This window comes from Bacillus sp. OxB-1 (assembly GCF_000829195.1).
Lineage (GTDB): Bacteria > Bacillota > Bacilli > Bacillales_A > Planococcaceae > Sporosarcina.
In genome coordinates this window covers 1756653-1781424 of sequence record NZ_AP013294.1, presented here as the reverse complement: position 1 = coordinate 1781424, position 24772 = coordinate 1756653, and the positions used below count along the sequence as shown (strand labels likewise).

The following is a 24772-nucleotide window of genomic DNA, read 5'->3' as shown; positions in this document are numbered from 1 at the left end:
ATGGACACTTTGAATGAGTACTCCGCCCCCAAGCAACCTACTGACTATTCGGTCCCGACTCTACGGCTATCTGCCTCCTCGGCTTCTGCTCGGTACATGGAGAACTTATTAGTGCATAGACCTCTCTTACATGGACAGTTGGGCTTCGCATTCGCTCGCCGCCTTTTGGACAGGCGAGGACCTTATCAATCAGATGATAAGTCACTTACCTTTGTGGCTTTTCCGGTAAGCTTCTTCACTACTATCCCCTGCTCTGACTTCTCACTCCCCGTCAGGCTCCCCTTGTCCATTACGGGTTTGGCAAGCCCTTACCACCGAAGGTGGAGGGAATGAGACCTCCTTGGGTCACGTCAATTCTCTTTCCTCCGAATCCAGTCCTCATAACTAATAGGATATAGTGTGGTTTTGGACATCCCCATCTTTTGCAAGGTCATCCCATCCTACCAGCCAACATGGTATATACCACCTGTTCCGGATTTTGCCTTCTGGTCCTCCGCACGGAACCTCGCGATACCCGCACTACCAGTCAGCTATACATTTCCGCCACTACGGCATGTTAGGGACTTTCACCCATTAGAGAAAAGCGCTGCCAAGCGCACAAAAAACGCCAAGGGGGGATCTTGGCGTTTTTAACACTTTGATAATTTTTTTCTAACCTTGATCATTGACTACAAGAAACAATGGTAATACTTTATTGTGTACTTGTTATTTATTTTGTTTATTTTTATTCATTCCCAGTCGATTTCTAATTTAGTTGTATTTGAAATCGACTGGGCCCCTTTTTTCATATGGCTAAGTGACTCAATAAAATATTTATTGCCGTGTCAACTAGTTATTGTTAGGCAAAAAGAAAACATGCAAATTGCCGTTAGCATACATACAATTTATTTCTTCTTCCTAGCAATTTTTCTTTCGACCGATAAGGATTTTCATGAAGAGAAAAATCACTATTATACTGGGTGTGGTAATTTGCACTACGATGATTCCGTTTATACTGAGGTCCCCTTTCGTTACGGGGCCAGTCAGTATATTATATGTTGATTGCTAATAAAAGAGACGTTGAACCTTGGTTTTAATTCTTAAATAAATAACAATGCTTTCAAATACAACGCATCCCCGCCACAAAGTCATCGGTATTAGTTGCAACATCCTTTCCGTAGACAGTTTGCTGTACTTCCGTGAGCGTGCATCTTCATCATTTCAGCCCTGCTATAATCGCAGAAGAGCCAAAAGGCGCTGTCTATTCGCACGACAAGCTTCTCTAAGTGTTATTAGTTCACATAACGGACTTGGAACTCTCAGAAGATGCCAGACTTTTATTACTATCCCCTTTTGCAAAATCTATTTATCAATAGACAAAAACAGTTATCGTTTATGTATCGGTTTAATGGCAACTCGGATCGCCAGCTCTCGCATCCGTATCCACACGTGGTTGTCTATCATTCACTACTTCGACAGATGGTTTATCATTCGCTCGATTCATGGCATCCAATTTAGTATTCATCTCCTCAAGTTGCTGTTCAATGCGCTGGATATTATTATAAATGTCATATTCCTTCTCCCAATCATCCAATGTTTCTGGTTTAGGAAATAAGGAGACGAAACGCGCTAGAGAGATGACGGTCATAAACAATCCGATGATCGCCTGGAAATGGAGTATGGTGGTAGCAAGTAGCGTCCAACTACTCTTATCCAAGTGACTAGTATAGCTAACCATCGTGACGAAACTATAGTAGACGATCATAACAGGATTCAACCGTTCCAACGAATGCTCAAAAGTGAACTGAAAGGCTACATAGGTCGTTGCAAACCAAAAGATGATTTCGAAGAAGTTATGAATAAGCGCCACAATCATCCTTCTATAGCTATGCAAAGTGTAAGATGTCTTGTTCGTTCCTTTGAAAGGATGGACCAACAGTACATTCATCTGGTAAATGAAAATCTCGAAAACCCTAAGAATTCCATAAGCAACAATGATATATACCAAAAGGCTCGGCGTTTTTTCATACGATACAATATAGACAGAAGCAAATGCGAGCAATAGATTACCAATAACCCAAGCATCCACAAACCAATACTTTCCCACTATTTTCTTGGGTGCTATTTTTCTGACGACAGAAAAGACGGATAGCTTCTCCAGTAATGTAAAAACCCACTCCCACATCGGAACGAGAAATGATGTCGGGCCCTTATCCACTTTTTTCATTCATATACTCCATTCTTACTTGCCAATCGACTTCCGACAATCGTCTTCTTAATTAAGAAACCCCTCATTCGCAAATGGCTCTTCCAACTTCTTCTCCAACCTTTCAATCTCTTTTTTCATTTTTTGAAGCTGCCCGTTTAACTCTTCTGCTTTCCATTGGGAGAGCTCATGCACGGCGGCATATTGAGCGATTCGCTTCATCTCATGCAGCTTATTGCTGATTTCTTCAAGTAGTTGATCTTGTCTCTTGCACCATGCTAGCTGTAGCTTCAACAGGTCAATATCGCTTGTGAGCTGTATCTTTTTCAAGTGATCCCCTCCTCGCAATAGTCGTTGTCCGTTCCATAACCTTAGTTCTATTATCGGTTTTTTTATTTCAATTTCCATAGCGAGACAATCGGCAATAAGGTACAATGAGAATATATGTTCTTTTTATGTCGTGAATAAAAATGTGAGCTGGTAGAATTACAAATGGCTTCTTCCAGTCCTCCTTGATCTAGAATTAAATTCTTGACTATCTTGCAAGGAATGTTCCAGGATGATGACATTTGAGGAATTGAATGACACGGTAGGTCCTATTCGGGAGTATTTTAGGGGATGGGAAGCTTATGAAAATTACAAGAGTAAAATAGGAAAATGATAAGCGAAGGCGTTCTTCTCTTCTTCCATGAATATACTGTCAGATTAGTAGGAAATTAGTATCGAACTATTTCAAACGGTTTTTTAATTTCAATGAGTAACACATATTCTAACGGAGGTGGGAATCTTGAACGAAGACGGATTTCACCATTTCATATGCGGCAAGTTGTTGGGGGATGGATGTATCACAAAACAGGCAGGAAGAAAGCCACGTTTTCAATTCATGCATCGGATCGAGGATGCGGCTTGGGTTCAGAATGGCTATGAACAATTAAAATCCAACATTCCTCTAAATCCACCAACCTATCGGAAAGTGGCGGATGCACGATTGAAAAAAGGATATTCCGAAAGCTATATTGTCCAATCAAGAACGGACGATGCCATTACAGCACTATATGAATTGTGGTATCCGGACGGGAAAAAGAAGTTGCCCATCGATTGGATTGAACAGTATCTGGATGAACGGGCATTGGCCTGGTGGTATCAGGATGACGGCCATTTGAAAATAGCGAATGGCATCGCTTCAAAGATCATTCTTTCAACAGATAGCTTTGCCCCAGCAGAAAATGAATGGCTAACGCAAACGATTGAAAACAAGTGGAAGCTCCGATTTCAACAGGATGGACAAAATCGGCTAATTCTATATGACCAGTTTCAAATCATGTATTTTCTTCATCTAGTTTCACCATGGTTGCATGACTCAATGGCAAGAAAAACGATAAGGGAACAGCCACTCAAACCGATTGCCAAAAGGACAACCATCTATTTGCCGTCATCATATGAAATAGCTCGGCCGACCAAGGAAATAAACGAAAAGCTTTCGAAGCTAAATACTCTATTTTTAGATATGGAAACAAAAAGTATATGCCGCGAAAGTATTTTCCATCTATTCTATCCATTGCTGAACCAAACAACCTCAATGAAAAGCTACCAGATCATCATTCATGATGATCATAAGACTGCGTTGCAGAGGATCCGGCAGCTAACAGGATTGACGGTTAGTCAGTTGGTTGGGTATTGTTTTATGTGACCCTTTTAGGAGGCTATAGCAGAGAATAGAATCCAAGCAAAAAATTTTATATCGGCAACACAAAAGCAATTTATAAGCTCAATACATTGCTCTATATTTACTTTAGCGTATTAAAAGCCAGTGATATCAGTTGATATAAACTTGGAAGCTAAAGAAGATATCATAGAATAAGATCAGCAAATATACTATATTTTAATCTATTAATCAAAACTAAGCCTTGCAACAGAAATTTCATCACTTAATATTGTCTCGCTATATTCACCGAACGCCCTATTGTCTAGAGAAATTTCCCTCAATACTTTTATTGAGTATTTCAACCTTATTGGAAATGAAAAGACAAACCCTTTTCCTAAGGCAGATGCGGAGCTAGACTTTTGTTTAAATTGAATAAAGTCTATTTTACTAAAATTCTGTTTAGGGAGAGGGACCCCGTATTTTTTATACTCACTAATTCGATATTCTTTTCCATCCAACGATATAATGATCTCAGTACCAGGCTCAATTCCCTCTTCAAGTATTAATACATACTTAAAATCCAACTTAGATATATTTCGGAATAGTTTTATACCACTTTTCTGTAATAAAGAATTAATAATTTTTGCCTCAACCGACGAAAAAGAGTTAATAAGAATATTTAGTTCACTTAATGACTCGTTAAGCTCCCCAAGTTTAAGTAATAAAAAAACCATTTTAAAACGAAGCGTTGTATCCAACCCATTTTTCAATAGTTCATATTTGCATTTTTGTAGTTCTTGTCTCAAATTAATTTCAGTAGAAATTTGAGGGATTAAATCCTCTAGGAGATTTGCAATCTGTTGTCCCCTTCGGATATTTGAAATTGTAACAGCTCCCCTACCTGAATCTATTCCGACCGGCTCATACACCAATTTACTTATATTTGGTGGGATTAAGTAATCAAGAATATTATTCTTTACTTGATCTTTTATTTCATTATCAAATCGATTTGGAAGATTAATTACTTGAGTGAGCTGGTTCTCTTTTATATCAATTTTGTCTACCCACTGAAAATAAAAACAATTATGTTCCAAATAATATCTAGCTATCATTACTGGATCTCGTTCCATTTTCCAGCTTTTTAAGTGTGCTATATCAATTTGTAACTTTCCAATATTTTGTTTAGCATTAAGTACTTCTGTTTCAGTTGATTTAAGTTGCACTAGAAATCTACGTCTAAAGGGAGGGATAGATCCATCCCTTTCTTTCTCCAGTTCGTCATAGGGTTGGACAATAAGGTCTAATCCTGTATCATGATCAAAACTTTGCGACTCCCAGGGAAGTGTTAAATATTGAAATGTAATTTTTGACTTTTGCTCTAATTGATTATTTCTTGTTAACCTAGTTATTTTGAGTTCCTCCCAAACACAAGTGCTCTTGTAATTGTATATCATACATGAATAAACTTGGGCAAAACTAACCTTAGAAAGGAAAACTTAAAAAAATTATACTATTTCTCATCTAATACGAGAAAACGCGGCCGATTGCTCGGACCGCGTTTTATTAACCAAATTAACGTAGCAATTGAAGTACGCCTTGTGGTTGTTGGTTGGCTTGCTTTGCCGCCATGTCTTTCGATCATGGAATAGACTATATCTTCACCCTCAGTGTTTACTCTGTAGGGGCTGGGCACTTCGAACGTCTATGGACGCCCTACGGATTTCATCGTCATAGCCGAAGCCGTAGACGGTATATCCTAGTCGTTGGACCTTCTCCAGAGTTTCCTCACAGGAGCTTGGCTGCTGATTGTCCAATTCCACTTTTTTTCGACCTGTCACGTTTGCCGTTTCCGGCTGCGTTGTAGGAAAGTGGACTTCAGGAGGTTCCAGCAATTCACCCAGTGATGCTCTAACCCGTTACCAGGTTAGACGCCCGTGAATCAATTACCGTAGAAGTTGAAGAACTCCTTGGGGTGCCTGATTCGCTTGAGCCAACATTGCTTGTGCTGCTTGAGTAAGGATGTTGTTCTTTGTGAACTCCATCATTTCTTTCGCCATCGTGCGAACATTCACTTTCATGAATGACTAGACTATATCTTCACCCTTCGATTGCTCGGTAGGGGTCGGGCACTTCGGATTGGCAAGGTACTCAGTCTTGCGTTTCCTATGGGTTTCATCATCATGGCATGTGCTGTAGATGGTATACCCTAGTCGTTGAACCTTCTCCACTCTTTCGAGACAGGAGCTTGGCTGCTGATTGCCCAATCTCTCTTCTTTTCGGCCCGTCACGCTTACCGTTTCCAGTTACGTTGTGGGGAAGAAAGCTTCAGGGGTTTCCAGCAATTCACCCGATCGTACTCACTGACCGTTACCAGTCAGGACGACTGTGTCTGTCACTGCTTAGGCAGCTAAGACATAATCCACGTCGCGGATACGTGATTCCGCAGCTGTTAGGTTTTCGGAAGAAGTTCCGAGGTTGTTGATTGTGTGCTCTAGACGGTTTTGAGTTGCACCAAGCATAGCCCGCTCTGATGATACTGTATCAATAGCAGTCTGAATCGTAGTGATTGCACCATCTGCCCCTGTTTGAGACGAAATGTCGACACTTTCGATTGACAGTCCACTTGCAGACATATCACCGATAGTAATTTCAATCGCTTGATCTGCGTTAGCGCCTATATGAATAACTTTATCTTGAAAAGTATCATTCAAAAGCTTCTGAGTATTAAATTCTGTGTCTGTTGAAATACGTGTTACTTCCTCTAAAAGTTGTGTTACTTCTTTCTGAAGCTCTGCCCGGTCAGTATTAGTGTTAGTGTCGTTAGAAGATTGAACTGCCAATTCACGCATACGCTGAAGAATAGCATGTGTTTCATTCAATGCACCTTCAGCCGTTTGGATTAACGAGATACCATCCTGTGCATTTTTAGCTGCCATATCCAATCCACGAATTTGACCACGCATTTTTTCAGAAATTGCTAGACCTGCTGCGTCGTCTCCTGCACGGTTGATTTTAAGACCTGAAGATAGTTTTTCTAGGTTTTTAGATGCTTGTGTGTTGTTAGCACCTAGTTGGCGGTGTGTGTTGAGCGCCGCAATGTTATGATTGATTCTCATTGTAATTTCCTCCTTGAGTGTTTGTCGGGTTCACTTCCTTGTGACCCGTTTGCTTGGCGGAGTTGAGAGCCGGCCGAACTCTTTCCTGCCGCTTACAATACTAATATCGGATGGGTGGGTGGAGTGTTTAATAGTTTTAGAGAAGTTTTTCGGGTTTCTTTGGGGAATTGTGAAGGATGTGTGGCGGGGTAACACGGGATGCCAGGTACGGCCACAATTCGCAAAGGGCGCGAATGGTGTCCATACCTGGCACCCTTTGGGAGTGGATGGTATGTTAGTTCTTTTTCATAAGTTCGGTGAACAGGTCAGTGTCTAGTGTGATGGCTTCGGTGTTTGTATCGGATATCGATTGGACGAGTTCGCCTCGCAGGATGTCCACCGACTTTGGGGCTTCGATGCCGATGCGGACGGTGTCGCCTTTGACTTCCAGGATGCGGAGTTCAATATCTTCGCCGATTTTAATCGTATCGTTCGCTTTGCGGGATAGGACGAGCATGTCAGTTTCCTCCTTTGCCGATGGGTTGGCGGATGTCGAAGCGGTTGTCGTTCAGGATCATCTGCTTTGCTTTCCGGTTGTTGAGTTGGAAGATGAGCGGTGCTTGCAGGTTGATCGTTGAGTTTTCGAATGGCTGTTTCAATGATACGACTCCGAGCACCATAATGTCTTCCGGGTTCTGAATGCCGAGCAGTTCAATTGTTGGTTCGTCGATGTCGAAGGAGTAGTCATCGATCAGCGTGTAGGGATTGGCGACGATGAAGGCGACTGCTGGTGTTTTGGTCGATTGCAGCACTTGGAATATGTCGTTCCCTTCTATGGGCAGCAAGGTGAATTCTTTTTCTTCCTCGAACCCTGGCAGCCCTTTTGGAAAGCTCCATTTGTCAGTGTCTTTGATTTCGAGGGATCCATGGAATTTTGTTTCAATTTGCATGGCGATTGCTCCTTTGTCTATGATCTTATATTTGAGAGTACCATTGTTATAGAAATAAAAAAAGAACGAGGAGGTTCTCGTTCTTTTTATTCTCGGGTGTAAGGCACCTGGATTCATATGCGATTTCTATTGAATTACACCTTTAGTCAAATCTCTTTTTGCATATATCATCCTATGGATTTCCACTACCTGTCCTTTGACTGTATAGAAGACAGCATAGTTTTTAACTGGCAATAGCCGATATTCATTTTCTAGACTTTGAATTGGACTATAAACGCGACGGGAATATGGAAATTGTTGAATGGAGATAACGGCCTTATGAATAGCATCCATCAAATCCATTGCTGCTTCCGGTGCTTTCAGGGTATCTGTAATATAATCCGCAATAGCCCTCAAATCATCAACTGCAATGGGTAGATATTTAATTTCATACATGTCATTTACCTTTTTCGGTAATCCGAGATCTTATTTCCGAAAAAACCTCATCATGCGAATAACGTGTATCCACATATTTCGCTTGCAGTTCCGCCTCTTTCAATTTGTAATAGACATCGGCTTCAAACAATTTACTTTCATAAGCCTCGATACTCATGACAACCATGTCACCATGACCATTTTTGGTTAAGAATACGGGCTCCGTTGTTTCATGGACAATCCTGGAAATTTCCGCAAAATTATTTCGCAGATCCGACACCGGACGGATATGTGGCATGTTGTCTCCCTCCTGTTCAAGTATCATAATCTTATCATAATTATGATATGACTACAAATTGTAATGGATAATTGTTTTAAACGAAAAAAGAACGGCGATTACCGTTCTTTCACCATTTGATATCAATTTGAATGGAAGGATACTGCTCCATGACGCCTGTCACCTTGCCAGGAGTATAATTGTGAATTGGCTTGTTAATCTGCACATCATGAATCGGCTTCTGTGGTGTAGCGTTAATGTTTAGGGTGCCTGGCGCAATATCTGTTTGCATTTTTGTCCGGTCGCCGACGAAGCGGATTCCGAGCGGAGCGATAGGCCGGTCCGTATTCTGCTTGACAATATCCACCATGGCATTGCCACCGTTTTCGATTCGGACGAGCTGCTGGCCTTCCTGAGCACGTCGGGCGATGCCTTCCATCAATTGCTGCATGCCATATTGTGCGTTTTCATTACCACGACGGATGGCGCTTTTCATGTCGATGTCTGCACGATTTTCAGTTGTATCTATGGTAAGCTGCGGCCTTGTAGTGGACATTTCCAGAATGGCGGCCGGTTGTTCGATCTGCTGGGTCGCTTTTGGTTGCTCTATCTCCTGAATCGGCTTGTCGATTTGCAGGCCAAGGATGCCGCGGGTTGTTTGAATTTGGAGTTGTGGGATGTTCATATGTACCACCTTTTATGCACGGGATGCCAGGTGCAGCCACAATTCGCGAAAAACGTGCGAACGGTGTCTTTACCTGGCACCCTTAGTGTTTATTTAGCGTAGGAAGTCCACTAGCGATGGTTGGATGATGCGTGCACCTACGGAGAGGGCAGCACGGTGAATCGATTCCTGGGTGATCATTTCGGTAATGACTTTTTCGTAATCGATGTCTTCGTTCTCGGAGCGTTGCTTTTTAGCCGCACCTTCCTGCATTTCGAGACGGTTACCCATAAGTTCTGCACGGTTGGAGCGGGCTCCTATATCTGCACGGTGAGTTAGCACTGATTCCATTAAAGAATCAATTTTAGAAATCGCTTCACCAAAATTATAACTATCATCCGTGTTTGCTTTAATTTCATTAAATAACTTGTCTATTTCTTTAAACACTTGACCGGCTTTGGTGTTTACTCTTAGGCTTACTCCGTCAAAAACCTCAATTTCCACGTCTTTTTCATAAGCTGTTTGCGCTCCCGGATTAGTTGGATCATCAGTACTCAAAATAGGATATCCGTCCGTCTTATCGTACAACGGTTTATCCGTCATCGTTCCACTAAAAATATATTTATCGCCGACTTTAGTATTTGCTAAATCCCGCAGCTGCTCCTGCATTTGTTCGAGCTCTACTTTTATTTTATTTCGATCATCTTCCGTCATTGCCCCAGTATTCGCCGCATTGGTGACTAGTGATTTTGCACGATGCAATACTTCTCCAACACCATTCAGCGCATCATCCGAGCTGTCTAGCCAATTATGCACTTCTCCCAAGTTCTTTTGAAATTGAGCCACTTTATCGACCTGCATGCCGTATCCAAGACTACGCATAACAACAACCGGATCATCGGATGGGCGGTTGACCTTTTTCCCGGAGCTAAGCTGTTCTTGTAGCTTGCCCATCGTATTATAACTTGATGTCAGATTTCGGAGCATATTGTTGGAGAGCATGGATTGTGTTACTCGCATTTAATTGGTTCCCCCTTCTTATCTTCCGACGACGCCCATGCCGTTGATGATTTTATCGAGTGTTTCATCTACGACGGTAATCATACGGGCGGATGCGTTGTATGCTTGTTGGAACTTGATCATATCGGTCATCTCTTCATCCAGTGATACGGAGCTGATGGAGTCTCTTCGGTTCGAGACGGCACCGAGCAAGGTTACAGCGTTTTGCGTCATGCGGTTTGCTTGTTGGCCTTCGACACCGAGTTCACCGGTCATACCCGCGAAGTAGGATTGTACTGTTGAGCCTTCTAGTCCAGCTAGTGATTTAAATTGTACATCCCCTAGTTTCTTAGCATTAGCACCATTTCCGGTTTCTCCTTTTGCCGCAGAGGCGGCTACTCGCGAAGGATCGTCGATGACGTATTGATTTACTTTAATATTTGCTGCCGTCAAGCCGGATACGTCCTCAACATTGTTTGCATCCCAAGGTCCAAAGAAGTTAATGCCTGTTTCATCGTTCGGGGGCAATCCCCATCCACTTCTATGGGTCGCGTTAAATGCTTTAGCAAATTCTTGCGCCATTTTGTCCAATTTAGCGAGCATGTCAGGATATAGACCTTTAGTTGTCCCGTCCTCATACCCATACGAATTTACTAAAGATTTTAGTTCACCGGCATTTTGCATGTCATTAACAGGCATTGTTTCTCCATCGGCAGGTCCACCCGTGAAGGTGAATCCTGTCATTGCTCCAATCGGGTTACCTTCAGAATCTGTTCCATCTTTACCAATTGCTTTTATTTTCGATACGTTTTTCCCCTGTACAACAGTTATAGGGCCATCATCAGTTTTTATATTTATGGTCACCGTACCCTCCGCAATCGCTAAGGCACGCCCGCCTGATTTTTGATAACTTACTTCAATTGGTAAGTATGTCGATAGCTCATCAAGCAATACATCCCGCGCATCATATAAATCGTTCGGCATATAACCATTTGGTTCAACTTCACTAATCTGCCGGTTCAAGTCGGCTATTTGTTCCATGATGGAATTGATGTTCTTTGTACTGACTCCGATTTCCTTACCAAGGTTTGTCTGGATTTCGGAGATTGACTTGTGTATATAGTTGAACGAGTCCGCCACTGCAACGCCCCGTTCTACTGCAACTGCTCGCGCACCGCCGTTTTGCGGGTCTGTGGCAAGCTGCTGCATCGATGCCCAAAAATCGCTCAACGATTGTTGCAATCCGTATTTCGACGGCTCCGCCAACACATCCTCCATCTGCGAAATCGCCTTCGACCGCGATTCCCAATATCCCAGCTTGTTCGACTCCTGTCTGAACTGCTGGTCGACAAAAGAATCACGAATCCGCTGGATGGAACCCGCTTCTACTCCGGTTCCGAGGAATCCTGGCATTGTCGGCGTGTTTAGGCCGACGCCCGGGAAGCCTGCTGTCGCCTGCATGTTGACGCGTTGGCGGGAGTAGCCGGGTGTATTCGCGTTACTGATGTTGTGCCCTGTCGTGTAGAGTGCGGATTGTTGGGTGAAGAGTCCGCGTTTGTTCGTTTCGAGTCCCATGAATGTGGAGCGCATGTTTCATTTCCTCCTCAGGCGTTGGTGTCGAAAGTTGGTATGTCTTTCGACTTTTGGCTGCCTTCAATTTCTGTTTTTGAGTAGTTCATCGATTCCGGGCGCGGCCGGACCATGTCCAGCGATAGATTCACGAACTGAAGGGATTGGTAGGTCAGTTTCTGGTTCAGGTCGTTTTGCCATTTCAAGTCATGAATCGCATGCAGGAGACGGTCCCTCGCCTCCGCCAGTTGTTGTTTTTCCGCTTCCGGGGCTGCGTCGAGCAGGTCGGCCACGGTCGGTTCGCCGGTGACGGTTCTTCCTTGATCCGTCAAGTATTGCACTACGGCTAGCTGCCGCTGTTTGTCCATTTGCACGATGGCGGCCAGATGCGCTTGCTCGTCTTTCAGCATCTGGTCGAGGCCTATCATGTCCCCTTCTTTGATGAGCTTCGTCTTGTCGTTTGCGAGCCGCAGCAGACTTCTATGAAGTTTTTCGAGGCTGTCGAGTGACGCCAAAATGGGTTGGATGGACATATGCTTGCCTGCTTTCTTTCCTTATTTCTGGATGTTGAAGTAATTGACCAGGTCGGATGCGAGCTTTTCGGCATCCACGTTGTACGTCCCGTCCTGGATTTGCGATTTCAGCTGTTGGACGCGCTCTTGTCTTTTCAGGGAGAAGGCTGACGTTTCGGATAGTTGTTTCGCTTCGGACGAGATTTCGATTTTGTCCGCTTTGACCTTCATCTGTTCCTTCGCCTGTTCCGCCTTGATCTGGTTGGCTTTGTACGGATTGATACGCGGTATGTTCATATTGTTATTGATTTTCATCTGCATCTCGCTCCTTTCAATTAATCAATTACGCCTCGGCGTAATTGCGTCCAGATTTTGAATTGCGCCTGCGCAATTAACTCCTCTCAAAATCTGTGACATCCGCCGGAGGCTTAACTTGAATCAGCAGGGTTTTAGAATACCCTTGAATTAGAAAAAAACTCCTATACCACTGGAATGTTCATTACAAAACTAGATACTGCTGAATCAAGTTATGATGCCTTATTCTTTATTTCGGCCGCTCCGCTTGAAAATGAAGGGCATTTTGAACGAAAAATACCGGCAGGCCAAAAGCTGCCGGTAGAACTAGGATACCTCTGTTATATAGAAATCATGCCTGAAACAAAAACACCCCATGCCCATCCGCTCTGGTGCCAGACAGGGACACCATTCGCGCCCTTTGCGAATTGTGGCCCTGCCTGGCACCAATCGAAGTGCATGCACCGGATTTCAGGTAGTATGACCACAATTCCATCTGCTAACACAGGATGCCAGGTACAGCCACCATTCGCGAAGTTCGTACGAATGGTGTCCATACCTGGCACCCTCGCAGAGGAATTGTGTCACCATTCAAACCGTTTACACCGTTCACATTGTAATATTGTATATTTTGATTTATAATGGCCATATAGTATAAAGAGAGAAGCGCTCGAACGCTCCTCCCTTTGCAACCTCTACCGTCAGAGTGGTGGTTGTCAAATTTAGTTGTTTTTTCGAGAACCACCCTTTTGCTTGCGACGGCGCGGGGTGGTTTTCCTATTTTCTAAGACTTTCTTTCGAAAGACGACTGCACTTGTTTCACGTACAATCCCTTTCAAAGCCTCTTTTAGGAATTCTAGAAATGTTTCCATAGTTATCACCTCCTTTCCTAAACGGAAAGAAGATTGACAACCAACCACCCCAACAATATTCAGTTGCACTTCCATCTTACCATAGTTAAAATAGATTGATTGTTTTGAGAGTAAATTTCAAAACTATAAAACAGGTAAAGCTCTGAGGGTCCCTTTCCCTAGAGCTTTTTCTTTGGTATCCGTATTTCTCCTCTTGAACTAGTTCGGACAAACCCCATGCCCTCCCCCCTCTCCGGTGCCAGACAGGGACACCATTCGCGCTCTTTGCGAATTGTGGCACTGCCTGGCACCAATCGAAGTGCATGCAACGGATTTTAGGCAGTATGACCACAATTCTATCTGCTAACACGGGATGCCAGGTACGACCACAATTAGGCCTACAGGAAGTAGGTCATGCAGTCGTTGCCGCAGGACGCGGCGATCTTAGACTGCCTTCCTTAACTGCGAATGTTGGCCATACCGGACACCCTCATATATACCTATTTACGAGTTTGGCCGACGTTCTGCATGGTAGGTCGCTTTGTTTCGGTTCTCCACCGATTCCCGAAACTCCTGTGCCGCTTCGAACGTCCGCAGTTCGTTTTTGATATCGGCGGTGCAGCGGTCGCAGAGTTTGCCTTTGGTTGCCAGGCGGCCGCAGTTGTCGCATGGGTAGCCGAGGTTCGGGAAGAGGGCCGGTTGCAGGCGGCCTTTGCGGACCCATTTATAGAGCAGCGATTCGGAGCAGCCCGTCGCTTCCACGATCCGTTCGATGGTCGCCGCCCGGTTTTCCCGCCTTCTCAGGAAGCGGTACACTTCCTCGTAGATTTTCTCTTCGTCCATCGCGCATTTCGCGCAGACGTCCCGTACTCCGGTGTAGTTGAAAAAGTCGCCGCATGTCGGGCATTCACGTAATTCTGCCATTTTGGTTGAACTCCTTTCTAGTGTGACGGTTCGGCACGGATGAGCGTGACCGCTTCGATTTGCGTGGCGCCGGCCTCTTTCAGGACGGTTGCCGCGTGTCGGAGCGTCGTGCCGGTCGTGAAAATGTCATCGACGAGTATGTATGGACCCGGTCCGATCGGTGCGTCCGGTTTGATTGCAAATAAAGGGCGCATCGCGAGCCGTTCTTCTTTCGATTTCTCTCCCATCGCTTCGGTGCCGTTTTTTTCAAGCAGATGCACAAACGGGATGCCTGCTCGCTTCAGCAGCTCGTCGACATGAGCGAAAGTGCGATCGATTTTCTTTTCCGGGTGCATCGGAATCGGGACGACAGTCGCCTTCCCTTTCAGCACCGCCCGCAATTCATTCGCAAAGACGCCCGCGAGTGCCACGTCTTGGAGGAATTTATATTGATGCAAGTATTCGCGCATCGCTTCATTGTACGTAAAGATGGAGGTGATCCGGTCGAAAAGCGGATCTTCATCTATTATGTCGGCGCGCTGGAAGCTTTTTGAACAGTCCTCGCATATGTCTTTTTTGTGATCGATGCCGAGCAGCCCGCTCCATGACGGCGAAGTTGCGATTGCCTGCTCACATAGGAGACAGTGGCTCATGTCGTATCACGTCCTTCATTCAACCGTTGGATTTCACGTTTCGCTTCGTCCATGGCGTATGTGATGCCGTGATGGAACAAGACGAAATCACCGGCCGGATGTTGCGCGGACCGTCCGACACGACCGCCGATCTGGATGAGGGCGCCCTTGTTGAAGATGAGCTGTTCCGCCCCGACGACCGCGACTTGGACATTCGGAATCGTGATGCCGCGTTCCAAGATCGTCGTCGTCAGCAGCCCCGGAACTTCCTTATTGCGCAGCAGCTGGACATGCTCCTTCCGGTCGGGATGCGCCGCATGGACCGCTTTGATGCGCGGATCCAGTTGTTCAAACAAAGGAAGCGCTTCCTCCATCAGGCCGATATGGTGGAAGAAGATGAGGAACGGCTCCTTCTTGTTCAGCCGGTCTTCCGTCCATAAAGCGAGTTTTTTCGGCAGCTTCCCTTTTCGGATCCGTTTCGCATAATTCCATAGCGTGCTGTAGCGCGGAACAGGCAGCGGATGTCCGTGATAACGGCGGTTGATCATTGAAATGTTGCCGTTTTTCTTCATATCCGCGAGCAGTTTGTCCGATGGTGTCGCAGTGACGAAGTGGACGGGCGCCCCCGGTTTCGCGGCTTTCCGGACAGCCCGCTGGAGCGGTTCGTCCGCCGTATACGGGAACGCATCCGCTTCGTCGACGAAAACGGCGTCGAATGCGTGCCGGAAACGGAACAGCTGGTGCGTTGTCGCCAAAACGAGCTGCGGCGCGGTATCCATTTTTGATTCGCTCCCGCCGTAAAGCGCTTCGATGGCAGTCCCGGGGAACGCGGCGCGCAGCCGCGGTTCGAGTTCATGGATGACGTCGACCCGGGGCGCGGCAAGGCACACCCGCTTCCCTTCCGTGAGCAGCCGATGGATCGGTTCGAATAAAATCTCCGTTTTCCCGGAGCCACAGACAGCATAAATGAGGTGCGGACGCTGTTTTGCGGTGCTTTCGGCAAGTTCTTCGGACGCTTTTTTCTGGCGCGGCGTAAGTGTCCCTTCCCAAGCGAGCGCATGGTCGGTCGGGTAAACGGGCGCTCCGCCGTTCCAGACGATGAGCTCGGTACAGGAAGAAACGCGCCCCATTTTCAGGCAATGCCTACAGTACGTACACGGGCCGCCGCATTGGGCGCAGTCGAATGTCGTGAACCGGGCCGGATCGTCGTTTTCGCACCGGTTGCAAAACGGCCGGCGTTTTTTCATCTGGATACCGAGAATGGTCAGGATCTGTTTTGATTCGATATGAGCATCGATCACTTCGCGCGGGAAAGGGGTGTGCCGGCGCAGCCAAATACGGCCGCTCAGAAAATCTCTGATGGCCGGGTCGAAGGTTGTCGTCATGGGAACGCCCCCTTTCCAATCTATTCACAGTTTACCAGATTTTCGGACGATTAGCCATTTCGCTTTGTCCAGCCGAGCCCCATCGCGCCTTCCCCGAGATGGGTGCCGATGACCGGGCCAAAATGGCTGATCGTGAAATGCACGTCCGGGAAGCGGGCGGCCAATTCGTCGCGCCAAGTTTCAGCGGCTTCCGGACAATTGCCATGAATGATGCACGCGTCAAGCGGCATGCGGGTCGCCTCTTCGCCGAGCAGATCGGCAATCCGTTTCATCGCTTTTTTGCGCGTCCGGATCTTTTCGAACGGGACGATCACTTTATCCTGAAAATGGAGGATTGGCTTCACTTGGAGAAGCCCCCCTATAAGTGCTTGTGCGCCGGACAAGCGGCCGCCGCGCTGCAGATGCGACAAGTCGTCCACCATGAAATAGGCACGCGTCGTCTGTTTCATTTCATTCAGGGCGGCCATGATTTCGTCAAGTTTCTCACCCTGCTTCGCCAGTTGCGCCGCGCGGATGACGTAAAACCCTTGGATGTAACACGAGATTTCGGTGTCGAATGCGCAGACCTCCACCCCATCGACCATCTCCCCCGCCTGCACCGCCCCAGCATACGTGCCACTGATGCCGCTAGACAGATGGATGGAAATGATGGCGTCGTAGTCCTGTTTAAGCTCATTGAACAGCTCCACGAACCGGCCGACCGGCGGCTGCGACGTCTTCGGCAACGGCCCGTCCCCCCGCACTTTATTGTAGAAATCGGTCGTTGCAATCCCGATTTCTTCCTCATACGCCTGCCCTTCCAGCGTCACCGTCAGCGGAATGATTCGGATATCCAATTCTTCTATTAAATGAGCCGGCAGGTATGCCGTGCTATCAGTCACAATTGCGGTTTTCAAAAGTATCAACTCCTGGTGTTTATTCTACTTGATGTGGGGAGGAATGGGAAACGGGATGGTGTATGGAAACGAATAAAAGCCACTGCATGGCGCGGTGGCTTTATTAAGCCGAGATATTTTTTAGGAGTCATAGACTCAAGATTATTATTATGTGGTTATTTACATAGCCGTAAGAAGGGTAGTGCTATTTCTCTTTTCGATTAGCGCGTACTTCTTATAGGTCCACTAGCGCCAATCTTCAAAAAATGGTATGTTTTAGTAGTATACATACGACAAGGGGGATGTTTGGTATGGAAACGATTCATTATGAACAAAAGGGGAACTTGGCCATCGTGACACTCAATCGGCCGGAGGCGATGAATGCGTTCAACTATGAAATGTTAGTCGATTTGGGGAATATTACGGAGTCGATCCGCATCAATCCGGATATCCGGGTAGTCCTTTTTACGGGGGCGGGCGACCGGGCATTCAGTGTGGGGGCTGATTTGAAGGAGCGGAAGACGCTGACCGACTTGCAGGTGAAGCGGAATATTTATAAAATCGGCGAAGTATTCACGGCGGTCGAGAACTTGCCACAGCCAACGATTGCGATGATGAATGGGTTCGCATTTGGCGGCGGGACGGAACTCGCGCTCGCTTGTGATTTCCGGATTGCGGTCAATACGGCGTTGATGGGGCTGACCGAAACCGGGCTCGCTATTATCCCGGGCGCGGGCGGAACCCAGCGCTTGCCCCGGTTGATTGGCGAAGCAAAAGCATTGGAATTGATCTTGACCGCCAAACGGTTGACTGCTGCCGAAGCATTGAGCTACGGCATGGTGACGAAAGTGGCCTCGGCGGAAGATTTGGAAGCGACGACATTCGAATTTGCGGACGCCATGCTTGCGAATGGCCCGATCGCGTTGCAGCAAGCGAAATATGCCATCAAAAACGGCATGAACGTCGACTTGCAAACCGGCCTCGCCATCGAGCGCAAAGCCTATGAAATTACGATTCCGACCGAAGACCGGATCGAAGCACTCAACGCGTTTGCCGAAAAACGCAAACCTAACTATCAAGGAAAATGAAAATATCCCGTACCGGCGCTCCACTCGGTACGGGATATTTCTGTAGTGTATGCCCGAATTGACAGAAAATAAACATTGGAAATGATTTTTTTTCGAATGCTTGGGTGTTGTGGATTGATTTGGTGATGCTTGAGGGCGACTTTGAAACATTTTGGCGATGCCTCGTAATGATGTCGTTCAACTTCGAAACGTTTCAGCTGAGCCACACAACATTTTCATTCAACTTCGAAACGGCTTTTCCTAACCGCGAAACATTTTACCCAAACCTCATAATGTTTGCGACCAACATCAAAACAAGTTACCTCAACCTCACTACATTCCAGGACAACCTCGAAACAGCCATCCCCTTATATCCACTGCGTCGTATATTTCTGCCTACGCGTTTCCGCCTTTGCAATTTCCCACGAGTCAATCAATTTTTTGATCTGTCGCGACACTTGTTCCCGCATTCCGGGGGTGTCGTGGATGCGGATTTCGATAAGGCATTGATTCAAATAAGCATAGTAGACTTGCAATCGTTCGCCTTCCGCGGTTTTATGGTCCACCGTGGCCATCAGCTCAAAAAGGAGAGTTTGGGCTTTGGCCAGCGCTTCTTTCCGTTCCTCGATACTGTCGGATTCTTCGTAACTCTCTACGTTACGCAGCACTTCATTCAAACAGAGGAGAACGTAATCGATAACGGGGAGCGTGGATACGTTCGTTTCCTGGTAGACTTTTGTGACTTTCCTGAAATCCACGTTTTTCCCTCCTGATGCCTTTTTCTTTATTATCGGCAGGCAAGCGTTCATTTCCAAGAAAATTTGCCGATATAAAGGGCGGATGATTGATTTTGAATAAAAGGTGGGTGACACGATGCGCATACATAGCCAAGAAAACATCGCGTTTTCGAAAACGCGGATGACGCGCAATAACACGCAGATCGAGAAGAGTTTGCAGAAGCTCGGAACCGGTTTGAAGATTGCAAAGGGGAGCGATAATGCTTCCGGGCTGTCGATTTCAGAGACGATACGCGCGCAGATCCGCGGCATTTCGCAGGCGCAAAGCAATATGCAGGATGGCCTTTCCGTTCTCGAAGCGTCGAATGAAGGACTGAACAACGTCAACGGTCTGTTGCAGCGGGCGCGTGAATTGGCGGTGGCGAACGCGAACGGGACGCTGACGGATAGTGACAGGGAAGCGGGACAGAAAGAGTTGGATCAGATCCTCGAGGCAATTGATGATACATCGACTAAGCTAGAGTTCAACACAAAAAAGATTTTGGGCGATCGCGCTCCGATTATTCTCCATGTGGGGGCGAATCCAGGACAGCGGATGTCGATTGATACGATTGATGTCAGCACGGTGAAGTTGGGGATTGACGGAGCTTCCTTGGAAACCCGGGACAGTTCGGAGAAATTAATTACAACAATTGATAACGCAATCAAAACGATTTCCGGCCACCTAACAAAGGTCGGTTCCCAAATGGAAGCGATCGAGCATCATCTGACGAACGCCATGGTGTTCGAGGCGAATTTGACGAAATCCCTATCGTTGTTGGAAGATACGGATATGGCAAAGGAAATGATGCAGTTCGTCAACTTGGATATCCGCCAAAAAGGGGATCATTTACTCGTTTCCTCTGTGAATAAAAATCTGAATGACATGCTTTCGTTGTTTTCGAGATGAGAATGGGCACCTTTCCTATTTGGGGAAGGTGTTTTTTTATTGGATGGGGTATCGGTTGTCAGCGGTTCTAACGATTTATCGGCGCTGACACACGGTTATCAGCATTTCCCACGAGTTATCAGCGTTCAGGCGATGTTATCGGCACTTCTCACGAGTTATCAGCACTAGGCCGAAGTTATCAGCAGTCCCAGCAAAATATCAGCGCTCCCGCCCCACCCCACAAAAAAACAAGCCCCTCTTCTAAAAAAGAGCTTGTTTTCTATCATATTATAACGTTTGGGTCAGGGGTTTTTCGTCGGTTGCGGTTAGGATGGCGTTGCCGCAGCGGGGACTGGCGGAGACGCGGCCGGCGGCGTGGGCGACGACGGAGAGGATGGTGGTCGCGCCTTGGCGGTCGGTTTCGTGGGCCGCCCGGACGTACGGGCTCAGTTCCGAGTTGACGATATAGCGTGCGGGCAGCTGGTTGAGCGCGAGCGCCATGATGTCGTCGAGGCACCGTTCACATCGACAGGTCAAATGCAATTGCGATTCATATTTCAATAGAACGTCCCGTACGACATCCTCCATGACATTTTTGATTGCCATTTCCCTAACCTCCATCTTCATCCAAGGTTTCACAATTCTCTTTTCATTATACCATTTCTTTCCTTAAAAAAGAGCGGCTAATACAAAATCAGCCACTCCTACCTATCTCTTATACACGCAATAGTTCTTTTTTCTCCAATAGTTCTTTGCCGGAAATGCCCGGTTCAGTCATTTCGTATGGGTGCAGAATGACGTCTAGTTCTTCCGCCGTCAAAATGCCCCGTTCGATGCATATGTCGCGGATCGGACGGCCAGTTTCCAAAGCTTCTTTCGCGATTTGTGTCGCCGCCTCGTAGCCGACATGCGGATTGATGGCCGTAATGATTCCGATGCTGTTATCCACATATTCTTCCATCAAATCTGCGTTCGCTTGGATGCCGTCCAAGCAGTAGTTGCGGAACACGGTGAAGACGTTCGTCATGATGTCCATCGACTGCAATAGGTTGAAGACGAGGACCGGCTCCATGACGTTTAGTTCGAATTGGCCCGCTTCGGATGCCAAGCTGATCGTCGTGTCGTTCCCAATGACTTGGAAAGCGACTTGGTTCATTACTTCCGCCATGACTGGATTCACTTTGCCCGGCATGATGGAAGAGCCCGGTTGACGTGCCGGAAGGACGATTTCCGCAAGTCCGGTGCGCGGTCCGGATGCCATGAGGCGCAAGTCGTTCGCGATTTTGGACATATTAATCATGCAGCCGCGAAGTGCCGCGGACACTTGAACATAGGCGTCCGTGTTTTGCGTCGCATCTACGAGGTGCTCGGCGGATGTTAATTCCAACCCACTGTTTTCGGATAGGAATTGGACAACTTTTTCGATGTACATTGGATCCGCGTTCAATCCGGTTCCGACCGCAGTCGCACCCATGTTCACTTCATATAGATGTTCACGGGATGCGTGGATCCGGGCGATGTCCCGGCTTAGCACGCGGCCGTACGCTTCAAATTCCTGGCCGAGTCGAATCGGAACAGCGTCCTGCAAATGCGTCCGTCCCATTTTCAACAATGGATGGAATTCTTCTGCTTTCTTCAGGAACGTTTCGTGGAGCGCATGACTTGCGTCCAGTAATTCTTGCACTTTATCGAGAACGGCGATGTGGATGGCCGTCGGGAAAGCATCATTTGTCGATTGCGCCATGTTCACATGGGTGTTCGGGCTGATGACTTTATAATTTCCTTTCGTCTCGCCGAGGATTTCTAGTGCCCGGTTCGCGATGACTTCATTCGCATTCATGTTCATCGATGTGCCGGCGCCACCCTGGATCGGATCGACGAGGAACTGGTCATGCAGCGCGCCCCCGATGATTTCGTCAGCCGCCTGGATGATGGCCTGCGCAATCTTGCCGTCAAGTTGCCCGGTCAGGCTGTTCGCCTGTGCCGCGGATTTCTTTACGATGGCTAGCGCTTTGATCAGATGCTTACTCACTGGATAACCCGTAATCGGGAAGTTTTCCACCGCGCGCAACGTCTGGATGCCGTAATACGCATCAGCCGGTACTTGCTTCTCCCCGATATAGTCTTTTTCCACTCGATAACTTCCAACTTGTTCCATTTCAGTCACTCCTAGAATTATCATGAGTCCATAGTAGACCTTTCCGCCCCGATATACAATCGGTTTTTCGAAATAATCATAGGAAATTCAACAAAACCGAGAAGAATTTCGGGAATGAAATCCGTTACATTCCCTGTTTTGCCAAACCATCCACCAAAAACCGGATCGTCCTCTCCAATTCTACGTCGTCCTCCCAACTGTCCGAGTTTCGGGCGATGACGTATTTTGTTGCGAAATACCCGAGAATCGTGGAACCGGCAAGCCGGACGACGGTCGTCGCAGGCAAATCGGCGAGCTGCCCTTTCGACTGGTAATGCTCTATGATTTCGATAAATCGGGCGAGCACTTTCTTGCCGACGTGCTCGATGAACAGCTCCCGCAATTCCGGGTGGAACGGGATCTCCTGAAGAAGGATTTTAAGGATGGACATATTTTTCTCCAAAAACTTTTGCCGATTCTCGACCATCGCACGCACGAAATCTTCGAACGTTGCGTACTCTTGATCTAGCACTTTATTCAAATCCTTGATAATGAATGGCGCAAGCATTTTCACCATCATCGGACTGACAATGGACAGAAGGAGATCCTTTTTCGTTTTCCAATGACGGAAAATCGTCCCTTCTGCCACTCCTGCCTTTTTGGCAATTTCGTTTGTGGATGTGGCGGCAAACCCTTTTTCCGCGAAGATGTCAATGGCCGCTACCACGATTTGTTTTTGCTTTTCCGTCATCTCGCTGTCGAACAGTTCATCCATCATATTTTGATCAGCCATATGTCCTCCTTACATTTTACGGTATTTGCGCAGTGCGATTATATTAATGGCAATGAATAACAGGGAAAAGCCCAGAATTGCGAAAAGATCCAAATAGATATCTCCCCAACCATACCCCCGGACCATCACATTGCGCAAGGCATTCGCCGCGTAGTACAGCGGCGTGACGTGACTGATCCAGCTTAGCCATCCAGCAATCGTTTCAAGGTTGAATAAACCTGAAAAGAAAATTTGCGGCACGACGACAATCGGGATGAATTGTATCATTTGCAGTTCATTATGGGCAAAGGAGGAGAGTAGAATCCCGAGCGTCAACGCCGTAAGAGCGAGCAATAAAATGATGAGCAGTACATATAGGAACGAGCCCTCCATGACCATGCCGAGCACGTAGATGGCATAGGCGGTGATTAATGTCGATTGAATCATTGTGAATAAACCAAAGCCGATGACGTAGCCCGCGACAATTTCCCATTTGCGCAGCGGGCTGGACAATAATCGTTCCAATGTCCCGGTCGTCCGCTCCCGCAGGAAGGAAACACCCGCGATGAGAAAAACGAAAAAGAACACGAAAAATCCGAGAAGAACGGGGCCGTAATAATCGAACTGCCCCATATCGCTTGAGCCATGGAGGAAATCGACTTGCGGCTCGGGCATCATGCCTCCGCCGGGTTGTTTCGGCAATGCCTGTTGGAACCATTTCATCGTCGCGCCGGTCACCGTCGGGTCACTACCTTCCACGACGAGGGACGGCGACATCCCTTCGAATTTGAGATAAGCGTCTATTTTTTGTTTAGCCAGCTGCTCTTTGGCGGCCGTTTCATCATTGTAATTGGTGAGGGTCGCCCCTGCGACATTCAGTTGCTGTTCAATCATCTCTGGGACATCCACCAAACCTATTTTAGGCTCATATTCTCCGCCTTCGAAAATGAAATACAACATCGTCAAGACGAGCATCGGCGCGAAGATGAGCAACCCGATCGTCCGTTTATCCCGGACGATTTGCCGTAGAATCCGTTTGACAAGTGCCGCGACTCTCATGCTTCCTCACCTCCATAGACGAGGAATGCTTCCTCGATTGTCGTGGTGTTCGTTTGCGATTTCAATTCAGCCGGCGACCCGACCGCGATCAATTTCCCATCCCGAAGGAGCGCAAGCCGATCGCATTTATCCGCCTCGTCCATGACATGCGTCGTCACGATCAATGTCGTCCCTTGCGCTTTCAAACCGGCAAACGCCTGCCAAATGCTTTTCCGGAGGACAGGGTCGATGCCAACCGTCGGCTCATCGAGAATCAACAACTCCGGCTCATGAAGGAGTGCGATGGCGAGGGATAGCCTTCGTTTCATGCCACCTGAATAATTGGAAACTAATTTCGTCAAGTCATTGGATAATTGCACAAGCGCCATCACCTCATCAATCCGCTGCGCCTGCTTCTTCCCTTTCAAGCCATACAGCTCCGAAAAAAATTGAAGATTCTCCTTCGCAGACAGTTCTTCGTACAGGGCATCCGACTGGGCCATATAACCGATCCGGTTTATCAAATGCAAGGAAGGCATCTTTTCCTGAAAGACAAGATTTTCCCCGCTCGTCGGCGTGTCCAGCCCCGCCAACTCTTTCACCAACGTCGTCTTCCCCGCTCCTGACGGTCCAAGAAGCCCGAAAATCTCCCCTGGCATAATGTCCAGATTGATATCCTGAAGAACCGGATGATCCTTGAAACTCTTGGAAACGTTACGGATGGATACACAAGGTTTGGTGGTTGATTGCATAAAATCCGCTCCTTTCACGTAGTGAGTGATTACTCACTCCATTATAAAAGAAGTAGTGGTAGTAGTAAAGTGAGTAATCACTCATTATTAA

Annotated in this window: 26 protein-coding genes and 2 pseudogenes; 3 read left to right on the top strand and 25 right to left on the bottom strand. The window is 47.0% G+C overall.

The genetic code is table 11. The features are described from left to right. Positions 1-1384: 1384 nt before the first annotated feature. Both OXB_RS08755 and OXB_RS08750 read right to left on the bottom strand, forming a co-directional pair. A complete protein-coding gene (locus OXB_RS08755; protein ID WP_052483936.1) occupies positions 1385-2206 on the bottom strand; it encodes a hypothetical protein in 822 nt (273 codons plus the stop codon). 48 nt (positions 2207-2254) lie between these two features. Further along, on the bottom strand, positions 2255-2515 hold the full coding sequence (locus tag OXB_RS08750) for a hypothetical protein (protein WP_052483934.1): 261 nt from the start codon (positions 2513-2515) through the stop codon (positions 2255-2257). Positions 2516-2972: 457 nt separating this feature from the next. Between OXB_RS08750 and OXB_RS08745 the strand changes: the two genes are divergently transcribed. Then, positions 2973-3875 (top strand): hypothetical protein, encoded by a 903-nt coding sequence (locus OXB_RS08745; RefSeq protein WP_052483933.1) that lies wholly within the window; start codon positions 2973-2975, stop codon positions 3873-3875. A 200-nt stretch (positions 3876-4075) separates the two neighbouring features. Here the strand turns inward: OXB_RS08745 and OXB_RS08740 are convergent, their stop codons facing one another. From OXB_RS08740 to OXB_RS08660, 17 genes and pseudogenes are all read right to left on the bottom strand, one after another. Next, on the bottom strand, positions 4076-5284 hold the full coding sequence (locus tag OXB_RS08740; RefSeq protein WP_041073531.1) for a DUF4365 domain-containing protein: 1209 nt from the start codon (positions 5282-5284) through the stop codon (positions 4076-4078). Between the two features lie 489 nt (positions 5285-5773). Next, positions 5774-5887: pseudogene (locus OXB_RS19215) on the bottom strand (flagellin); the annotation flags it as partial. A gap of 360 nt (positions 5888-6247) precedes the next feature. Beyond that, positions 6248-6946: pseudogene (locus OXB_RS19210) on the bottom strand (flagellin N-terminal helical domain-containing protein); the annotation flags it as partial. A 274-nt stretch (positions 6947-7220) separates the two neighbouring features. Continuing rightward, complete coding sequence (csrA, locus tag OXB_RS08725; RefSeq protein ID WP_041073525.1) at positions 7221-7442, bottom strand: carbon storage regulator CsrA; 222 nt, start codon at positions 7440-7442, stop codon at positions 7221-7223. Between the two features lies 1 nt (position 7443). After that, positions 7444-7875: a flagellar assembly protein FliW gene (gene fliW, locus OXB_RS08720; protein WP_041073523.1), complete on the bottom strand. Its 432-nt coding sequence runs from the start codon at positions 7873-7875 to the stop codon at positions 7444-7446. Between the two features lie 126 nt (positions 7876-8001). After that, on the bottom strand, positions 8002-8310 hold the full coding sequence (locus OXB_RS08715; RefSeq protein ID WP_041073521.1) for a type II toxin-antitoxin system RelE/ParE family toxin: 309 nt from the start codon (positions 8308-8310) through the stop codon (positions 8002-8004). A 1-nt stretch (position 8311) separates the two neighbouring features. Then, positions 8312-8587: a type II toxin-antitoxin system Phd/YefM family antitoxin gene (locus OXB_RS08710; RefSeq protein ID WP_041073519.1), complete on the bottom strand. Its 276-nt coding sequence runs from the start codon at positions 8585-8587 to the stop codon at positions 8312-8314. A 109-nt stretch (positions 8588-8696) separates the two neighbouring features. After that, the gene (locus OXB_RS08705; RefSeq protein WP_041073517.1) at positions 8697-9251 is read right to left on the bottom strand and encodes a DUF6470 family protein; all 555 of its coding nucleotides are present in this window, start codon (positions 9249-9251) and stop codon (positions 8697-8699) included. A gap of 93 nt (positions 9252-9344) precedes the next feature. Beyond that, entirely contained in the window at positions 9345-10250 is a 906-nt protein-coding gene (flgL, locus tag OXB_RS08700; RefSeq protein WP_041073514.1) for a flagellar hook-associated protein FlgL, read from the bottom strand. Positions 10251-10268: 18 nt separating this feature from the next. Then, positions 10269-11819: a flagellar hook-associated protein FlgK gene (gene flgK / locus OXB_RS08695; protein WP_041073512.1), complete on the bottom strand. Its 1551-nt coding sequence runs from the start codon at positions 11817-11819 to the stop codon at positions 10269-10271. Positions 11820-11833: 14 nt separating this feature from the next. Next, positions 11834-12331 (bottom strand): flagellar protein FlgN, encoded by a 498-nt coding sequence (locus tag OXB_RS08690; RefSeq protein WP_041073510.1) that lies wholly within the window; start codon positions 12329-12331, stop codon positions 11834-11836. Positions 12332-12352: 21 nt separating this feature from the next. Further along, positions 12353-12625 (bottom strand): flagellar biosynthesis anti-sigma factor FlgM, encoded by a 273-nt coding sequence (gene flgM / locus OXB_RS08685; protein WP_041073508.1) that lies wholly within the window; start codon positions 12623-12625, stop codon positions 12353-12355. 701 nt (positions 12626-13326) lie between these two features. Continuing rightward, positions 13327-13476 (bottom strand): hypothetical protein, encoded by a 150-nt coding sequence (locus tag OXB_RS19045; RefSeq protein WP_173426003.1) that lies wholly within the window; start codon positions 13474-13476, stop codon positions 13327-13329. A 483-nt stretch (positions 13477-13959) separates the two neighbouring features. Further along, positions 13960-14379, bottom strand: coding sequence for a TIGR03826 family flagellar region protein (locus OXB_RS08675; protein WP_041073504.1), 420 nt, complete (start codon positions 14377-14379; stop codon positions 13960-13962). A gap of 17 nt (positions 14380-14396) precedes the next feature. After that, positions 14397-15011, bottom strand: coding sequence for a ComF family protein (locus tag OXB_RS08670; RefSeq protein ID WP_041073502.1), 615 nt, complete (start codon positions 15009-15011; stop codon positions 14397-14399). Further along, a complete protein-coding gene (locus OXB_RS08665; protein ID WP_041073500.1) occupies positions 15008-16375 on the bottom strand; it encodes a DEAD/DEAH box helicase in 1368 nt (455 codons plus the stop codon). Before OXB_RS08665 ends, OXB_RS08670 begins: the two co-directional genes overlap by 4 nt. A gap of 50 nt (positions 16376-16425) precedes the next feature. Continuing rightward, positions 16426-17271 carry a DegV family protein gene (locus OXB_RS08660; protein ID WP_041073498.1) on the bottom strand — a complete coding sequence of 282 codons (846 nt, stop codon included), beginning with the start codon at positions 17269-17271 and terminating at the stop codon, positions 16426-16428. Between the two features lie 290 nt (positions 17272-17561). Between OXB_RS08660 and OXB_RS08655 the strand changes: the two genes are divergently transcribed. Beyond that, positions 17562-18338: an enoyl-CoA hydratase-related protein gene (locus OXB_RS08655; RefSeq protein WP_041073496.1), complete on the top strand. Its 777-nt coding sequence runs from the start codon at positions 17562-17564 to the stop codon at positions 18336-18338. 347 nt (positions 18339-18685) lie between these two features. Here the strand turns inward: OXB_RS08655 and OXB_RS18405 are convergent, their stop codons facing one another. Continuing rightward, on the bottom strand, positions 18686-19075 hold the full coding sequence (locus OXB_RS18405) for a flagellar protein FliS (RefSeq protein ID WP_041073495.1): 390 nt from the start codon (positions 19073-19075) through the stop codon (positions 18686-18688). A gap of 115 nt (positions 19076-19190) precedes the next feature. Between OXB_RS18405 and OXB_RS08645 the strand changes: the two genes are divergently transcribed. After that, a complete protein-coding gene (locus OXB_RS08645) occupies positions 19191-20003 on the top strand; it encodes a flagellin (protein WP_041073493.1) in 813 nt (270 codons plus the stop codon). Positions 20004-20270: 267 nt separating this feature from the next. On the opposite strand, the gene OXB_RS08640 is transcribed toward OXB_RS08645, so the two are convergent. From OXB_RS08640 to OXB_RS08620, 5 genes are all read right to left on the bottom strand, one after another. Then, positions 20271-20588, bottom strand: coding sequence for a late competence development ComFB family protein (locus OXB_RS08640; protein ID WP_052483931.1), 318 nt, complete (start codon positions 20586-20588; stop codon positions 20271-20273). Positions 20589-20697: 109 nt separating this feature from the next. Further along, positions 20698-22140, bottom strand: coding sequence for an aspartate ammonia-lyase (aspA, locus tag OXB_RS08635; protein WP_041073491.1), 1443 nt, complete (start codon positions 22138-22140; stop codon positions 20698-20700). A 124-nt stretch (positions 22141-22264) separates the two neighbouring features. Next, a complete protein-coding gene (locus OXB_RS08630) occupies positions 22265-22912 on the bottom strand; it encodes a TetR/AcrR family transcriptional regulator (protein ID WP_041073489.1) in 648 nt (215 codons plus the stop codon). A gap of 9 nt (positions 22913-22921) precedes the next feature. Continuing rightward, positions 22922-23950, bottom strand: coding sequence for an ABC transporter permease (locus tag OXB_RS08625; RefSeq protein WP_041073487.1), 1029 nt, complete (start codon positions 23948-23950; stop codon positions 22922-22924). Further along, complete coding sequence (locus OXB_RS08620; protein WP_041073485.1) at positions 23947-24681, bottom strand: ABC transporter ATP-binding protein; 735 nt, start codon at positions 24679-24681, stop codon at positions 23947-23949. The genes OXB_RS08625 and OXB_RS08620 overlap by 4 nt, the downstream gene beginning before the upstream one ends. Positions 24682-24772: the final 91 nt, after the last annotated feature.

Bases quoted from the DNA above. Each gene is read 5' to 3' on its own strand.
- OXB_RS08755 (WP_052483936.1), bottom strand. From the start codon at position 2,206: ATGAAAAAAGTGGATAAGGGCCCGACATCATTTCTCGTTCCGATGTGG.
- OXB_RS08740 (WP_041073531.1), bottom strand. From the start codon at position 5,284: ATGATATACAATTACAAGAGCACTTGTGTTTGGGAGGAACTCAAAATA.
- csrA (WP_041073525.1), bottom strand. From the start codon at position 7,442: ATGCTCGTCCTATCCCGCAAAGCGAACGATACGATTAAAATCGGCGAA.
- fliW (WP_041073523.1), bottom strand. From the start codon at position 7,875: ATGCAAATTGAAACAAAATTCCATGGATCCCTCGAAATCAAAGACACT.
- OXB_RS08715 (WP_041073521.1), bottom strand. From the start codon at position 8,310: ATGTATGAAATTAAATATCTACCCATTGCAGTTGATGATTTGAGGGCT.
- OXB_RS08710 (WP_041073519.1), bottom strand. From the start codon at position 8,587: ATGCCACATATCCGTCCGGTGTCGGATCTGCGAAATAATTTTGCGGAA.
- OXB_RS08705 (WP_041073517.1), bottom strand. From the start codon at position 9,251: ATGAACATCCCACAACTCCAAATTCAAACAACCCGCGGCATCCTTGGC.
- flgL (WP_041073514.1), bottom strand. From the start codon at position 10,250: ATGCGAGTAACACAATCCATGCTCTCCAACAATATGCTCCGAAATCTG.
- flgK (WP_041073512.1), bottom strand. From the start codon at position 11,819: ATGCGCTCCACATTCATGGGACTCGAAACGAACAAACGCGGACTCTTC.
- OXB_RS08690 (WP_041073510.1), bottom strand. From the start codon at position 12,331: ATGTCCATCCAACCCATTTTGGCGTCACTCGACAGCCTCGAAAAACTT.
- flgM (WP_041073508.1), bottom strand. From the start codon at position 12,625: ATGAAAATCAATAACAATATGAACATACCGCGTATCAATCCGTACAAA.
- OXB_RS19045 (WP_173426003.1), bottom strand. From the start codon at position 13,476: ATGGAAACATTTCTAGAATTCCTAAAAGAGGCTTTGAAAGGGATTGTA.
- OXB_RS08675 (WP_041073504.1), bottom strand. From the start codon at position 14,379: ATGGCAGAATTACGTGAATGCCCGACATGCGGCGACTTTTTCAACTAC.
- OXB_RS08670 (WP_041073502.1), bottom strand. From the start codon at position 15,011: ATGAGCCACTGTCTCCTATGTGAGCAGGCAATCGCAACTTCGCCGTCA.
- OXB_RS08665 (WP_041073500.1), bottom strand. From the start codon at position 16,375: ATGACGACAACCTTCGACCCGGCCATCAGAGATTTTCTGAGCGGCCGT.
- OXB_RS08655 (WP_041073496.1), top strand. From the start codon at position 17,562: ATGGAAACGATTCATTATGAACAAAAGGGGAACTTGGCCATCGTGACA.
- OXB_RS08645 (WP_041073493.1), top strand. From the start codon at position 19,191: ATGCGCATACATAGCCAAGAAAACATCGCGTTTTCGAAAACGCGGATG.
- OXB_RS08640 (WP_052483931.1), bottom strand. From the start codon at position 20,588: ATGGCAATCAAAAATGTCATGGAGGATGTCGTACGGGACGTTCTATTG.
- aspA (WP_041073491.1), bottom strand. From the start codon at position 22,140: ATGGAACAAGTTGGAAGTTATCGAGTGGAAAAAGACTATATCGGGGAG.
- OXB_RS08630 (WP_041073489.1), bottom strand. From the start codon at position 22,912: ATGGCTGATCAAAATATGATGGATGAACTGTTCGACAGCGAGATGACG.
- OXB_RS08625 (WP_041073487.1), bottom strand. From the start codon at position 23,950: ATGAGAGTCGCGGCACTTGTCAAACGGATTCTACGGCAAATCGTCCGG.
- OXB_RS08620 (WP_041073485.1), bottom strand. From the start codon at position 24,681: ATGCAATCAACCACCAAACCTTGTGTATCCATCCGTAACGTTTCCAAG.